Genomic DNA, 13,893 nt, shown 5'->3' with positions numbered 1-13,893 from the left:
GAATCCCCGAGCGCGCGTCGCCCGGGCTGACCGCACGGCCGCAGGGGCTGACCGCGGGACCGGAGTCCTCCTCGGCGCGCCGACCAGCGCGTGGGAGGACGCAGGCAGGAGGGTGTGACCTGCGTAGCATGGCGGGATGATCCTCACCCCCGGAGGCGGGCCCGTCGGCGGCCCCACCAGTCGCGATGCCGCAGGTCTCCTCGCCCCCGAGGCGGTGCGTGCGCAGTTCCCCGCCGGCGAGCGCAGCGAGGCCCCCTTCCCGTTCACCGACCGCGCCCTCGACCCCGTGCTCCACGTGGTCGCGCCCGGCGAGCGCCTGCACGTCTTCGTGTATCCGGAGCTCGACGACGCCCTCACCTGGGGCGCGACGCATGTGGCGGTGGACCTGGAGCTCTCCGACGGCACCCGCCTCTCCGAGCTCGGCGCACCCGATCAGTACGGGACCCCGATCGACGCCGCCGCGCAGGGCGCGGCGAAGATCCTGTACGCCGACCAGTGGAACGACGTGCAGGTCGATCTCGCCCCCGCCGTCGGCCGCACGATCGTGGGCGTGCTGGTGGTCGCCGATCCGCCCGCCGGGGCCGGGGCCGGGGCCGCCCTCACCGCCTGGTTCGACCCGCCGCGCATCGAGCCGATCCCCACCGACCCGCCCGTCGACGATCCCGTGGCCTGGGTGGACACCCGCCGCGGCACGAACGCCTCGGGCGACTTCTCGCGCGGGAACAACCTGCCGATCACGGCCTGGCCGAACGGCTTCGCGTTCTTCACACCGATGACCGACGCACGCTCCCTGCGATGGCCGTACCAGTACCAGCGCGCGAACGATGCGCAGAACCGTCCGCGGCTGCAGGGGCTCGCCGTCTCGCACCAGCCGAGCCCGTGGATGGGCGACCGCAATCAGCTGATCATGATGCCGCTGACGGGTTCCGACGCGACTCCCGCCGGGCGCTCCCGCGCCTTCACCCACGAGGACGAGACCGCCCGGCCCGACCTCTACGCGGTCGCCCTCGAGGACGGCACGCGGCTGCGCCTCGCCCCGAGCGACCACGGCGCCGTGCTCGAGGTGACCTTCCCCGAGGCGGGCCGCCGCCGCGGCCTGCTCCTCGAGGGGGCCGACGAGAGCACGCGCCTCGATCTCGCGGGCGCGGTGTTCGACGGGACCTTCGCGGGCTGGGTCGACAACGGCACCGACGGCGAGGAGCGCTCCGCGGGACGCTCGCGGATGTTCGTCGCCGGAACCCTCGACCCGCTGCCCGAGCACGTCGGGCCCGCCGGCGGGGACTTCGCGAGCGCGCGCGTCGCGACCTTCGCCGACGACGTCCGCACGGTGACCGTGCGCCTGGCGACCAGCTTCATCGGCGTCGAGCAGGCCCGGCACACCCTCGACCTCGAGCTCGCGGGCCGCGACCTGCGCACGATCCAGCGCGCGGCCCATGCCGCATGGACCGAGCGCCTCGGGGTGATCGGCGTCGAGGGCGCGACGGCCCCGCAGCGCCGCACCCTGTACGGGAGCCTCTACCGCCTGAACCTCTACCCGAACTCCCAGCACGAGAACACGGGCTCGGCCCGCGATCCCCGGCCTATGCACGCCTCACCGGTGGCGCCCACGCGCGGCGAGGTCACCGACACGCGCACGAACGCCCAGGTGATCGCCGGTGAGCTGTTCGTCAATCATGGTTTCTGGGACACCTACCGCACCTGCTGGCCGGCTTTTGCGCTGCTGTACCCGCAGCTCGCGCCGCGGCTCGTCGACGGCTTCGTCCAGCACTACCGCGAGGGCGGCTGGATCCCGCGCTGGTCCTCCCCCGGCTATGCGGACTGCATGACCGGCACGAGCTCGGACGTCGCCTTCGCCGACGCGCAGGTCAAGGGCGTCGCTCTGCGCGATCCGCTCGCGACCTACGAGGCGGGCCTGCGCAATGCGACCGTCGCCTCCCCGGATCCGCTGGTGGGCCGCAAGGGGGCGGAGCGGGCGATGTTCACCGGGTACGTCGACACCGACACCCCCGAGTCGGTGTCCTGGACGCTCGAGGCCCACATCAACGACCAGGGTCTCGCCCGCCAGGCGAGACTCCTCGCCGAGGCCCCCGAGATCTCCGAGGCCTCGGCGGACTCCGGGTCGCACGGGCTGTCCGAGCAGCGGCGCCGCGCCCTGCGTGAGGAAGCGGATTACCTCGAGGCGCGCAGCGCCGGCTACGCGCTGCTGTTCGATCCGGCGATCGGCTTCTTCCAGGGCCGACGGTCCGACGGCGCCTTCGCGCAGAGCCCCGAGCAGTTCGACCCTCGCGACTGGGGCGGCGACTTCACGGAGACCGACGGCTGGAACTTCGCCTTCCACGTGCCGCACGACGGCGCGGGTCTGGCCGCGCTCTACGGGGGCCGTGAGCAGCTCCGCGCGAAGCTCGAGGAGTTCTTCGCGACGCCCGAGACGGGCCGACGCCCCGGCACCTACGGCGGTGTCATCCACGAGATGCACGAGGCGCGCGCGGTGCGCATGGGTCAGTTCGGCATGTCCAACCAGCCCAGCCATCACATCCCGTTCCTGTTCCACCACGCCGGCGCGCCCCATCGCGCGCAGGAGGTGGTGCGGGAGGTGCACCGGCGCCTGTTCACCGGGGAGCAGATCGGGCAGGGGTACCCGGGCGACGAGGACAACGGCGAGATGAGCGCCTGGTGGCTGCTGACGGCGCTCGGGCTCTACCCGCTGCAGCTCGGCACCGACGTGTACCACCTGGTCGCACCGCTGTTCGACGTCGCGCACGTGCGGCCCCTGGGCGGCGAGGAGTTCACGATCCGCGTCGAGGACCAGGCGATGGACCATCCGTACATCCAGGCGGTGCGGCGCGAGGGCACGCTGCGCTCGACCTCCTTCCTGCGCCACGGCGACCTGCGCGGCGAGATCCGCGTGCAGCTGGGCGCCGAGCCGGGACCGTCCGATGCCCCGCCCGACTCCCCGACGCCGCCCGGCGAGGCCCCACGCCCTCTCGTCGACCTGCTCGCCCGGGACCCGGAGGATCCGCTCCTGGACGACGACTCCCGCACGGAGACCGTGCTCGAGCCCGTCGACGGCGAGATCATCATCGACCTTCCGCTGACGGCTCCGTCGCCGGGTCGCCCCTTCCCGCGCTTCCTCACACTCACCTCCGGTGCCCACGAGGGTCAGGATCCGTCCTCCTGGCGCCTCGAGGTGTGCGAGGACGACGAGAAACCCGGAACCGAGGAGGCGTCGGCGGATGCTCCGGGAGACGGGGACGCTCGAGCGTCCGCGGCCTGGCGGGTCGTCGACGAGCGCTCGGGCGAGACGTTCCGGTGGCGCCGACAGACCCGCCCCTTCGCCCTGCCCGACGTGCGAGGCGCCGACGGTTCGCCCCTCTCGGGTCCCGTGCGCTTCCGGCTGGTGCTCACGGGCGCGCGCTCCCCCATCGCTCTCGCGCAGATCGAGCTGCTGGCCCCTGCGCCGCTGCGCTGAGGTCCAGCGCCGCGGCGTCGGCCCCGCCGTCGACTCCTTCCGCGCGACACGCCGAGCACAAAAGAAAGTTTCTTACGTTGACCGGCCGGTTTCCGGAATGTTCACTCGCTCGGTCTTGACCCTCGGTCACGCTTTGGCAAAGGGTTGGTCATGGAAGCGGCGGCACGGGCGGATCGCTCCCGTCGACACCGGACCAGAACGAGGAGTTGAGTTCCTTGTCCACCGACACCACGCAGCACGACATCAGTCGCGGATCCTTCCTCCGCGGGGCACTCGCGGCAGCCGGCGGCATCGCCGGGATCGGCGCGGCCACGGCAGCGGGCGCCGCCCCCGCCGGGACGTCGCCCGCGAAGGCCGACGGCGACTTCACGGTTCCCGCGAGCTGGGACCAGACCGTGTTCGGCACGGGGCTCGGGAACGGCAAGAAGGTCTACATCGACGGCCTGAGCGTCCTCTACCAGGAGGGCACGCCCACCACCCTGAGCGCGAAGGAGGTCGAGGCCCAGTTCGCCGGCACCCTCCCCCGCGGCGCGAAGGAGGGCGAGATGTTCACGGCGAAGTCCACGGGATCGCTCGACCTCGACGGGGGGTCGATCCTCGTGCGCCTCAACGGGGACAAGGGCACGCGGGTCGACGCCGAGGCGTACCTCGTGCGCACGGCGAACCCGAAGGCCCACGGCGTGATCACGAAGATCGACGTCCCCCACGTCACGCCCCTCTACCTCCCGCAGAAGGCGCACCTGGCATGGAGCACGACGCGGATCGACGATCCCGCCTCGGTCTCGACCAAGGACGCCCGCGAGCAGCTCGGGAACGCCCTCGCCTGGTGCTACCAGACGAACGGGGAGCCGCAGGTCGACACGAAGGACGTCAAGGTCTTCGACGACGGCGTGCACATCACCGGCTACGCGCGCTGGATCCCGGACATCGGCCTGGGCTTCCAGCCCTACTACGGCATCGCGCTGCCGACGGCATCCGGCTGGAGCTACCTGTTCAGCAGGCTGCCCGGCAAGTGATCCCCGGGCGGGCGCCACGACGGCAGCCCGTCGACCTTCCCCACCTCCCACACCATCCGGCGACACGCATTCGGACCAGTTCAAGGAGCTGAGGACCATGTCCATCACCCGGAGCACCACCACCCACCACACCATCAGCCGGGGCGCCTTCCTGCGCGGCGCGGCCCTCGCGGCCGGCGGCGCGATCGGCACGGCCGGCCTGGCGACCGCCACCGGCAGCCGATCCGGAGGACTCGCGAGCGCATCAGCGGCCGGGGATTCCTCCCCCGTGCCCCCGTTCTTCGAGGGCAGCGTGTTCGGCGACGCCCTGCACGATCGCGCGGACGGCTACATCGCGAGCTTCGAGGACCTCTACCCGGAGAACGAGAACGTCGAGGGGAGGACGGGCCGGGTGACCTCGCTCAGCGCGAAGGAGCTCGCCGGCATCATGAGCATCCGGATGTTCGAGCCCGCGGACAACGAGAGCGGCGAGACGTTCACCCCGAAGGTCGCCGAGGGCATCGGCCTCGATGAGGCCACGGCCGTGCGCTTCGTCGGCGACCAGGGGTCGGAGCGCGTCGGCAGCGCACGCCTGACGCGCACCGCGAACGACCGCTCCAGCGGCGTCCTGCTCACCATGACGCCGCGCGGCCATGAGCCGTTCGAGTACCCGGCCGGCGCCCGCCTGTGCTGGACCAGATTCCTGGACGCGAAGTCGCCGAAGGGCGTCTCCACCGCGGCGGCGACGGAGATGCTCGAGAACGCATACGGCTTCAGCTTCGCCGAGGAGGGGACGAACCCCACCAGGACGCGCTCCGTGAAGGTCTTCGACGACGGCCTGCACATCCGGGGCGAGGCCCGCTACGGCACGAGCGGTCCGTGGACCACGTGGCTCGGCGTCGCGCTCCCGGCCGACCCTGGCGCCGCACACCCGGGCGAGGACGGCTGGAGCTACCTGTTCGGCATGGTCCCGAAGGGCTGAGGACCCCGCCGGCACCCCGCATCGCGCGACACCCCGGCGCCGCGCAAGACCGACCGGGCGCCCCTTCCCTGCGGGAGGGGCGCCCGTGTCGCGGCGCTTATGTAAGTCACTTCGATGCGACACGCCGAGCGTGGAACTCATTTCGCACCTCTGGCCTGCGAGAACCGACTCGAGCCCACATTGAGGGGTTGACGGCAGTAAAGCACAGGTAAAGGGTTGGTCACGTTCATGGCACAGCGCGGCGTCGGACCACCCGGCGGGCGCGGCCGACGCTCTTCCCCATTCCCGGAGAGGTCCCACCATGTCCACCCAGCCCACTCGGCCCCTCGAGCCCACAGAGCCCACCGACCCCGCCCCGCGCACGCATCCCACGCAGCACGATCCGTCCGCGCCCCTCGCCTCGAATGCACCTCCCGCCTCGACCGGCGTCCATGGCGCCCCCAGCATTCCCCGCAGCTCGCTCCTGCGCTCGGGCCTCGCCCTCGGCGCCGGAGCCGTGGGCGCCGCGATCGTCGGCAGCGGCGCCGTCGGCACCCATGCGATCGGGTCCGACGCGGGAGCAGCCCCCGTCGGACCCGCGCCCCTGGCGCCGGCCGCCCGACCCGCCCTTCCGGAGGAATGGAAGGACACCGTCCTCACCCAGGACCTCCCCTCCGAGCAGGACGGCTACATCGCGTGCTTCACGACGCTCTACATCGACGGCCCCGTGAAGTCGGTCAGCGCGAAGCGCATCGCCGGGGCCGACGGCATCGCGAACTTCATGTCGCAGGGCACCGGCAGCCAGTCCGAGGGCTTCACGCCGCATGTCTCCGGACCGGCGCGTCTGGACGGAGGCCCGGTGGTCCTTCTCCTCCTCGGCGATGCCGGCTCCGAGGTCTGGGCCGAGGTCCAGCTGGTGCGCACCGCGAACCCCGGAGCCCGCGCCCTGCTGCTGCACGTGCTCGGCTCCTCGGGCTGGTCGATCGCTCTGCCGAAGGGGACCCCGATCGTCGGCGATCTCATCCAGAAGGACTCCCCCGGACTGGTGTCGAAGAAGGATGCGCGCGGCGCGCTCGCCGACGGCGTCTCGATGAGCTTCCACCCCGACGGCGACAACCCGGCCCGCATGGACCACGTGCAGGTCCTGGACGGCGGCCAGCACATCACCGGCGGCGTGAGCCATCCGGTGAGCGGGGACCGTGTGCACCACGACTGGTACGGCGCGGCGGTCGGCGGCGACGGCGGATGGTTCTACCTCTGCGCGCAGCTGCCCGACGAGAGCTGAGGCGTCGCCCCAGCGCGTCATCCCGCACGCGCCGACCCTCCCTCGAGCGCGCGGGCACCCGACCACTCGGGCGCCCGCGCGCTCCGCTGCGGCACCCGTCGTGGGACACCCCGGACCCTCGGGCGAGCCACGCAGCAGACACGTTCCTGCGCAAGTCTGTTCGATGCGACACGCCGAGCATGGAACTAATTTTGTATCTCTGACCTGCAACGACGCGGATTCCACCGCGAGGCGGGTTGACGAGAGTCAAGCCCTAGTAAAGGGTTGGTCATGTTCACGACGCGGGTCGCACCCGGCCCGGCCGATGATTCCATCCCCCACGACATGAGAGGCATGGTCATGCCCACCGAACTCCGCACCCGCGCCATCTCCCGCGGCACCTTCCTCCGCTCGGGCCTCGCTCTCGCAGGCGGCGTCCTGGGCGCCACCGCACTCGGCAGCGGACCGCTCGGCGCGACGGACGCCGAGGCCGCCACGTCGGGCGCGGGCGCATCCGCCGCACCGGCGAAGGCCGCATCGCCCGTCCAGCTGCCCACGAGCTGGAAGAGCACCGCCTTCACCGCACCCCTGCCCTCCACGCACGACGGATACATCTCGAGCTGGACGGCGCTGTACGGGGCGGGCCCCCTCACGTCGCTGAGCGCGAAGAAGGTCGCACAGGCGGATGGCATCTCGAACTTCCTGCCCTACGGCGAGTACGAGCAGAAGGAGCGCTTCACCCCGCACGTCGCCGGCACCGTCCGCCTCGACGGCGGCCCCGTGCGGATCCGCTTCGTCGGGAACAAGGGCAGGAAGTTCACGGCCGAGGTGCACCTGTTGCGCTCCGCGGACCCGAAGTCGCCGGCGCTGCTGCTGCACGTGCTCGGCAAGAGCGCGACCTCGCTCGTGCTGCCGAAGGGGACGCCGATCGTCTGGGGCACTCCCCCGGCCGCGTCGCTGTCGAAGGTGACGACGGCCGACGTCCGCGAGGTGCTGGAGCAGGGCGTCGGCTTCAGCTTCGGCGAGGACGGCCCGAACCCCGCGCACGCGAGCGGCGCGACCGTGCTCGACGGCGGTCGGCACATCGTGGGGAGCGTCCGCTTCCCGACGCACGGCACCCGCGTGACGCGCCGGTGGTTCGGCGCCGCGGTGCGCGCGGACGGCGGCTGGACCTACCTGGTCGCCGAGCTGCCGAAGAGCTGACGGCCCCGCCGCAGACCGCCGAGGCGCCCACGCGCCCGGCCCATGATCGTCGTGCCCGGTTCCTGCCCACCGTCGGGGGGGCGAGAGGGAGGAGCCGGGCACGACTCTTCCCCGTGGCGTCTCCTTACGCAGAAGTAAGCTCGTTTTGCCACGGCGATTGCAAAACAAATTTCTTACCTATGGCCTGCAGGTTTACCCTGTGGCCCCGATTCACCCCTTGACGTCCGGTCAAGCGTTGGTAAAGCCTGAGTCATGCACAGGGCGGGTCTCCGGGACGGAGGGTCCGCCGCACCGGAGTCCGAGACCGAGGAGTGGTTCTCGATGACCACCATCCGCAGCACGCGTGCCAGCAGCACGCGATCCAGCACCGCAGCCCACGACGGCACGCCATCCGTCGTCACGCGAGGCACGTTCCTGCGCTCCGCGATCGTGGCGACCGGGGGCCTCGTGGGCCTGGGAGGCCTCGCGACCTCCGCACAGGCCGCGGGGACCGCCGGCGCGACTCCGGCGAGTGAGACCGGGGAGCTCGAGCTCCCGGAGTCGTGGGAGGACACGGTGTACTTCGAGCCCCTTCCCACCGAGGACCAGGGCTACATCGCGAGCTTCACGACGCTGTACGGCCACGCGCCCGTGGACCTCACGAAGAAGGAGCTCGAGGAGGCCGACGGCATCGTCAACTTCCGCGCCTACGGCGACGACGACGGGAGCGGCCCCACATACACGCCGTCGGCGAGCTCGGGCATCTCCGTCGGCGGCGATCCCGTCGAGATCCTGTTCACGGGCTCCGACAACTCGGAGCTCATGGCCGAGGCCCACTACGTGCTCGGCACCGATCCGGAGAATCCCGGGATCCTGCTGCACGTGCTCGGCACGAAGCACTGGTCGATCCGCCTGCCGGAGCACACCGACTTCGCCTGGGACTTGGTGCAGGTCGACTCGCCCGCGCTGGTCACCCAGGACAACGCGGAGCAGGCGCTCTGGAACGCGGTCTCCATGGGCTACGCCGAGGAGGACGACGGCGCCTTCGAGACGACGATCAAGCACGTGAAGATCGTCGACGGCGGGGACGGCATCTCCGGCTGGACCCTCACCAACGGCGCCACGGATCCGGAATGGACCCTGTGGTACGGCACCGCGATCGGCGGCGACGGCGGCTGGTCGTACCTGTTCGGCAAGGTGCGCACGGACGGTGCGCTGCACTGAGCACATCGACCGGCGGGCACTGATCTTCCGACCGGCATCGAGGGGGACTGCCGATCTCGGAAGCGGAGCGGCCCCGCCGCCCATCACGGGCGGCGGGGCCGCTTCATGTCCCGCGAACGATCTCGCACGGGATCCGCGCACGATGCCCCGAGACATCACCACGGCGGAGGGAGCGGGATTCGAACCCGCGGTACAGGGTCACTGCACAGTGGTTTTCAAGACCACCACATTCGGCCGCTCTGTCATCCCTCCAGTGGGTCCCGGTGCTGGTCACGGGCATTTCCGTACCAGCGCCGGGTCCCGACCGCCCCGAGTTGATCACGAGATGAACACATGACCCCTCCGGGTCGGCCCCGCACGAGGGTACCGCGACCCCGGCCGGAGACGCCCACCCGTCGGCCCGATGGGCCACACTCTCCCCATGGACCCACTGCGCGCCCGCTACCCCCGCTACTTCGCGTATGAGGATCTGCTGTCCGCCGCGGAGCGCGTCGTCTCGGGCTACCGGCGGACCGTGGACGGCGGGACGCCCGTCGAGTTCACGCACAGCCACCGGGACGCCTCGCTTCCCGAGGAGACGGTGCGCGTCACCGTGGACGGGGAGCACCTGGACCTCACCGTGGACGCGTGGATCGGGCAGCTCGACTCCGCGGAGCCGTACGTCCTCGCGTGGGTGAGCGCCCGGGTGCACCTTGCGGGCGCTCGGCTCACCACCTCGCGGGGGCGGCCGGATCCGTACTGGAAGGACGCTCTGCGGGAGGCGAATCCGGGGCGGAGATAGTTACCCAACGGGGTTGCGTACCCAACTGCGGGTGTGTATCGTGGTCTACATCAGCCGCACCACCAAGGAGCACACGATGACCACCACAGCCATCCTCACCGCATACCAGCACCTCGCCGTCGCGATTGACATCCTCCCCACCGGTCGCACCCTCTCCGAGAAGTACGCCCCCGCGATCCTTCGACACCTCGCCACCCACGAGGCCGACGAGGCTCACCGCGCTGCACGAGATCTCGCCGCCGCCATCGAGAACGCGCTCGACGACACGGTCAGCGCCCAGGAGCGCGACTGGATCCTCGAGAGCCTCAGCGACGCCTACAAGACCATCTGAACAAGGAGTCGACGTGTCGACCTACACCACCGAGGACTTCCTAAACCAACTCGAGGCCTGCGCCGCCGAAGTCGAGGAAGCCCAGAAGGATCTGGACGAGGCTCGCCAGGAGCGTGACGAGCAGATCCGCTCCGCCATCACCCACGGCGTCACCATGTACGCGATCGCGAAGCGGACGGGCCTCTCCGAGCAGGCCGTGGCGAAGATCCGCGACCGCGCCCGGACGATCGACGCACGACCCCGGACGTAAGAAAGCGCCCCCACTCCCCAGCCCGTAGGCCGAGGGTGGGGGCGCATTCATGTGCGGGGTCACTCCGCGAGGTGCGTGTGCTCCTGGCTGTTCTCACCGGCACTGCCGGACGAGGCTGTCCCGTCCGGGACGGCCTTCCCGATGATCGCGTACGCGGCGCGCGAGGCGACCGCGACCGCCGCCACGATGACGACGCCGGTGGACACCACGTCCGCGAGGCCGCCCGGGATGCCGACGACGACACCCGACACGATCACGGCCACGAGGCCGAGGACGACCGCGATGCCGACAGCGACGAGCTGCGTGGCCCCGGAGGACCAGTGCGCGCGCTTCGCGATCTGGGTGAGGACGGACGCGACGACGCCGAGGATGACGACGACCGCGCCGATGGGGGACATGTCCGCGAGGGACGCGAGCGCTTCGCTCATGGGGTGTTCTCCTGTTCGGTGGGTGCTTCGGTGGGTGAGGCCGTCGGGGCCTCGGTCTGCTCGACGCGGCACGGGCCGGTGACGGTCTTCGTCGTGCCGTCGGTGTACGTCACGGTCCAGTCGTCGGACTCGCCGCACGCGACGGAGGCGATGCCGCGGCCGGTCTTTCCGGTTGCCCCCGTGTCGCCCTTGGGCCCGGGGACCGTCGAGTCCTTCCCGTCCTTGCCGGCGGGTCCGGTCGCTCCCGTGTCGCCCTTCGGGCCGGTCACGGAATCGCCCTTGTCACCCTTCGGTCCGGTGATGGACTTCCCGTCGGCACCCGCCGCTCCGGTGTCGCCCTTCGGGCCAGCCACCGTGGAGTCGGCACCGTCGTCGCCCTTCGGTCCGGGGACTGTGGAGTCCTCGCCCTTCGGCCCGATCGGACCCGTCGCCCCGACGGAGCCCGCGGCCCCGTTGACGCCCGGGTCACCCTTCGGCCCCGGCACGCCCTGGATGGACTCACCGTCTGCTCCGTCGGTCCCGTCGCGGCCCGGTCGGCCGTCGGCCCCGTCCGCGCCGGGGATGCCCTGCGGCCTCTGCGCGCCCGGCGCTCCCTGCTCTCCCTGGACGGGCTCCGACGGCTGCGAGGTCGCATCCTCCGAGGCGTCCGCGCAGACGCGCTTCCCGCGGGCCGTGGACTGGTCCACTTCCCCGGATCGGCAGAGCTCGGACACGGACCGGGCCGTGTCCTTCTTCTCCTGCGTCGCGTCCGCCGCGACCGTCTGCGCCTGGGCGTTCTCTGCGCGGGCCTCGCGGGCCTGCCAGAACGACAGGCCCGACACGACCAGGGCCACGACCGCCGCCGTGATCGCGACGGCCCGGACGATCGCGGCGCGCCGATCGGACCGGTGATCCTCCTCCGCAACCGAGCGGAGCTCGGGGTCTCGGATCGAATGAGGGTCAGACATAGCGGGCCTCCCGCCATCCGGGGACCGGCTTGATGCCGTTGTCCTTGAGCTGCCAGTAGTAGGAGTGCCGCTCGCCGTTCGCGAGGCGGAGCTCCTCCTCCAGGAGCGCGATCTTCGCGTCCCGCTCCTGGACGTCCTTCTTCTTCTCCTCCAGCCGCTCGTCGGCGGCCTTGAGGGCATCGTCCCGGCGTGCCCGCTTGCCCTTGTCGATCCGGTTCATGACCCACACCACTCCCCCAGCGAGCGTGGACAGGAACACGCCGAGCGGGCCGAGGGAGTCCCAGTCCATGCCACGCTCCTCACCTCCTGCCGACGCACGGCGTCCTCGTCAGATCAGCCATGCCGCATAGAACGTGGCGGGGCCGATCTTGCCGTCCACGGTCAGCCCGGCGGCCTGCTGGATCTTCCGGGCGGCCTGGTCGGTGACGGGGCCGAACCGTCCGTCGGCCTTGAGGCCCACCTTCTTCTGCCAGGCCTTGAGACCGCGCGCGCCGGAGGAGGTGCCGGTGCCGGTGATGTCCCCCGGGTTCAGGGAGTTCGGCATCTTCCCGGAGACGGACTCCATCTTGTCCTCGTCGCCGTAGTAGCACAGGTGCTCGGCGGTGCGGAGGAGCGGGAAGTCGGGCAGGTCCTTGAGCTTCATCAGGAGGTCCTTCCCCTCGGGCAGGGTGACCGAGGACGTGGTGGGTGTGGTGGTGGCCTTCGGTGCCGCGCCCCCGGCGAGCTCGAGGAGCCGGGCGACGGGGAACGCGCCCGGGTCCCAGTGCTCGTTGTGGGGCACGTGGGTGTGGCCGAGGACGCCCCGGTACTCCTCCCATTCGTGATCCGTGAGGCGCTGCGGCGCGGTCGCGTACGCGGCGTTCGTGGTGGGCCACGAGAGGAGGCCGGTCTCCAGGGGGATGCCGTGGGCGGCGTGGACCCAGGCGACGACGGCGGCGAGGGCCTCCAGGTCGTCGTCGTCCGCGTCCTCCGTGAAGAACAGGCCGTGCTTCTCCGCGTAGTCCGCATCACAGGAGCCCACGAACTCGATCTGCACGACCCCGGCGTTGTTCGTCTCCACCGTCCCGGAGGGGTGCGCGAGGGCCTTGGACGCCTCGGTGGTGGGGATGTGCTGCCGGATGTGGTCCGAGTCCGCGGGGCCGGGCTTCACGGTGAAGTGGGGGGCCATGGAGCCGCCGGAGTAGTCGGTGAAGCCGGAGCCCTCCGTGGTGTGCAGGACGAGCTTCCCGACGGTCTCCTTGTGCGGGTTCCCGTCCCAGGTCTGGGAGGTGTCGGCGCCGGGCATCCAGCCCGGGGTCGCTGCGGCGTCCTGGACGGGGGTGGAGGACTCCGCGGTCACGGACTCGGCAGGGGCAGCCGCCTCCGGGGCGGCCTCAGCTTTTCCCGCCAGGATCGCCGCCTGGGTGTCGGGGCCGGGGATCCCGTCCGCGGTGAGCCCGTGGGCCTTCTGCCACGCCTTCACCTTCGCGCACGTCCCGGTCCCGAACTTCCCGTCCGCGGTGACGCCCAGGGCCTTCTGGAGCTTCTCCATCGGCACCGTGCCCTCGGCCTTGAACCGGTCCAGGCTGGGCTGGTAGACGAAGTGCCAGCCCTCGCCCAGCTTCCGGCCCTCATCCCACGTCCACCCGTACGCGCGCCCGTTCTTCTGGACCCACGCCTGGATCTTCGACGGGTACAGGTCAATCGCGTGCCCGGTCCCGTGGTTCGAGTGGCCCGGTGACGCGGCCGCCGGGAAGCCGGCCCGCTTCGCCCACGTGGACCCGTCCCAGGACCGATCCGTCGAGAGGGAGCGTCCGCGGTGCACCCGCCGGTAGTAGCGCTTGAGGATCGCCACCTGCTCCGAGAGGGGCCGGTAGGCGTCATACAGCTGGAAGTTCTGGCCGGTGTGCGCCACGGCGCGGATCAGCATCCGGCCGAGCGAGGCGGCGGCGCCGTCCTCCAGGTACTCCTGCCGGCCGGCGTTGGACCATGAGGTGGGGAGGGCGGTGAGCGCGGACGTGGGCAGTTGCCCGTTCGCGTATGCCATGGGGGTCTCCATTCCGCCCGCACGCGGGCATGAGT

Annotated in this window: 13 protein-coding genes and 1 tRNA gene; 9 read left to right on the top strand and 5 right to left on the bottom strand. The window is 71.4% G+C overall.

Annotated elements, in window-relative coordinates:
* Window positions 1-136: 136 nt before the first annotated feature.
* The 6 genes from M4486_RS17990 to M4486_RS17965 all read left to right on the top strand — a co-directional run bounded on the left by M4486_RS17990 (window position 137) and on the right by M4486_RS17965 (window position 9,095).
* A complete protein-coding gene (locus M4486_RS17990; protein ID WP_249478699.1) occupies window positions 137-3,469 on the top strand; it encodes a GH92 family glycosyl hydrolase in 3,333 nt (1,110 codons plus the stop codon).
* Between the two features lie 215 nt (window positions 3,470-3,684).
* Entirely contained in the window at window positions 3,685-4,485 is an 801-nt protein-coding gene (locus M4486_RS17985) for a hypothetical protein (RefSeq protein WP_249478698.1), read from the top strand.
* A 97-nt stretch (window positions 4,486-4,582) separates the two neighbouring features.
* Window positions 4,583-5,446, top strand: a complete 864-nt coding sequence (locus M4486_RS17980) for a hypothetical protein (RefSeq protein WP_249478697.1) — start codon at window positions 4,583-4,585, stop codon at window positions 5,444-5,446.
* A gap of 301 nt (window positions 5,447-5,747) precedes the next feature.
* Window positions 5,748-6,710: a hypothetical protein gene (locus M4486_RS17975; RefSeq protein WP_249478696.1), complete on the top strand. Its 963-nt coding sequence runs from the start codon at window positions 5,748-5,750 to the stop codon at window positions 6,708-6,710.
* A 339-nt stretch (window positions 6,711-7,049) separates the two neighbouring features.
* Complete coding sequence (locus M4486_RS17970) at window positions 7,050-7,892, top strand: hypothetical protein (protein WP_249478695.1); 843 nt, start codon at window positions 7,050-7,052, stop codon at window positions 7,890-7,892.
* A 321-nt stretch (window positions 7,893-8,213) separates the two neighbouring features.
* Complete coding sequence (locus M4486_RS17965; protein ID WP_249478694.1) at window positions 8,214-9,095, top strand: hypothetical protein; 882 nt, start codon at window positions 8,214-8,216, stop codon at window positions 9,093-9,095.
* 164 nt (window positions 9,096-9,259) lie between these two features.
* On the opposite strand, the gene M4486_RS17960 is transcribed toward M4486_RS17965, so the two are convergent.
* A tRNA-Ser gene (locus M4486_RS17960) sits at window positions 9,260-9,347 on the bottom strand.
* A 169-nt stretch (window positions 9,348-9,516) separates the two neighbouring features.
* Between M4486_RS17960 and M4486_RS17955 the strand changes: the two genes are divergently transcribed.
* From M4486_RS17955 to M4486_RS17945, 3 genes are all read left to right on the top strand, one after another.
* On the top strand, window positions 9,517-9,876 hold the full coding sequence (locus M4486_RS17955) for a hypothetical protein (protein ID WP_249478693.1): 360 nt from the start codon (window positions 9,517-9,519) through the stop codon (window positions 9,874-9,876).
* Window positions 9,877-9,952: 76 nt separating this feature from the next.
* The gene (locus tag M4486_RS17950) at window positions 9,953-10,207 is read left to right on the top strand and encodes a hypothetical protein (RefSeq protein WP_249478692.1); all 255 of its coding nucleotides are present in this window, start codon (window positions 9,953-9,955) and stop codon (window positions 10,205-10,207) included.
* A 13-nt stretch (window positions 10,208-10,220) separates the two neighbouring features.
* Window positions 10,221-10,457 carry a hypothetical protein gene (locus M4486_RS17945; RefSeq protein WP_249478691.1) on the top strand — a complete coding sequence of 79 codons (237 nt, stop codon included), beginning with the start codon at window positions 10,221-10,223 and terminating at the stop codon, window positions 10,455-10,457.
* A gap of 59 nt (window positions 10,458-10,516) precedes the next feature.
* Here M4486_RS17945 and M4486_RS17940 read toward each other — a convergent pair whose 3' ends face one another.
* Genes M4486_RS17940 through M4486_RS17925 form a run of 4 tightly spaced genes read right to left on the bottom strand, consistent with a single transcriptional unit; the run spans window position 10,517 to window position 13,858 of the window.
* Window positions 10,517-10,885, bottom strand: coding sequence for a hypothetical protein (locus M4486_RS17940; RefSeq protein WP_249478690.1), 369 nt, complete (start codon window positions 10,883-10,885; stop codon window positions 10,517-10,519).
* Complete coding sequence (locus M4486_RS17935; RefSeq protein ID WP_249478689.1) at window positions 10,882-11,832, bottom strand: collagen-like protein; 951 nt, start codon at window positions 11,830-11,832, stop codon at window positions 10,882-10,884. The genes M4486_RS17940 and M4486_RS17935 overlap by 4 nt, the downstream gene beginning before the upstream one ends.
* Window positions 11,825-12,121 carry a hypothetical protein gene (locus tag M4486_RS17930; RefSeq protein ID WP_249478688.1) on the bottom strand — a complete coding sequence of 99 codons (297 nt, stop codon included), beginning with the start codon at window positions 12,119-12,121 and terminating at the stop codon, window positions 11,825-11,827. Before M4486_RS17930 ends, M4486_RS17935 begins: the two co-directional genes overlap by 8 nt.
* A gap of 39 nt (window positions 12,122-12,160) precedes the next feature.
* Window positions 12,161-13,858, bottom strand: a complete 1,698-nt coding sequence (locus M4486_RS17925; protein ID WP_249478687.1) for a peptidoglycan-binding protein — start codon at window positions 13,856-13,858, stop codon at window positions 12,161-12,163.
* Window positions 13,859-13,893 lie beyond the last annotated feature (35 nt).

It is taken from the genome of Brachybacterium kimchii (assembly GCF_023373525.1).
Classification (GTDB): Bacteria; Actinomycetota; Actinomycetes; order Actinomycetales; family Dermabacteraceae; genus Brachybacterium; species Brachybacterium kimchii.
This window is presented reverse-complemented; position numbering and strand designations above follow the sequence as displayed.

Excerpts from the sequence above, each read along its gene's own strand:
- M4486_RS17930 (WP_249478688.1), bottom strand. The coding sequence starts at position 12,121 with ATGGACTGGGACTCCCTCGGCCCGCTCGGCGTGTTCCTGTCCACGCTC.
- M4486_RS17990 (WP_249478699.1), top strand. The coding sequence starts at position 137 with ATGATCCTCACCCCCGGAGGCGGGCCCGTCGGCGGCCCCACCAGTCGC.
- M4486_RS17980 (WP_249478697.1), top strand. The coding sequence starts at position 4,583 with ATGTCCATCACCCGGAGCACCACCACCCACCACACCATCAGCCGGGGC.
- M4486_RS17925 (WP_249478687.1), bottom strand. The coding sequence starts at position 13,858 with ATGGCATACGCGAACGGGCAACTGCCCACGTCCGCGCTCACCGCCCTC.
- M4486_RS17955 (WP_249478693.1), top strand. The coding sequence starts at position 9,517 with ATGGACCCACTGCGCGCCCGCTACCCCCGCTACTTCGCGTATGAGGAT.
- M4486_RS17940 (WP_249478690.1), bottom strand. The coding sequence starts at position 10,885 with ATGAGCGAAGCGCTCGCGTCCCTCGCGGACATGTCCCCCATCGGCGCG.
- M4486_RS17935 (WP_249478689.1), bottom strand. The coding sequence starts at position 11,832 with ATGTCTGACCCTCATTCGATCCGAGACCCCGAGCTCCGCTCGGTTGCG.
- M4486_RS17950 (WP_249478692.1), top strand. The coding sequence starts at position 9,953 with ATGACCACCACAGCCATCCTCACCGCATACCAGCACCTCGCCGTCGCG.
- M4486_RS17970 (WP_249478695.1), top strand. The coding sequence starts at position 7,050 with ATGCCCACCGAACTCCGCACCCGCGCCATCTCCCGCGGCACCTTCCTC.
- M4486_RS17975 (WP_249478696.1), top strand. The coding sequence starts at position 5,748 with ATGTCCACCCAGCCCACTCGGCCCCTCGAGCCCACAGAGCCCACCGAC.
- M4486_RS17965 (WP_249478694.1), top strand. The coding sequence starts at position 8,214 with ATGACCACCATCCGCAGCACGCGTGCCAGCAGCACGCGATCCAGCACC.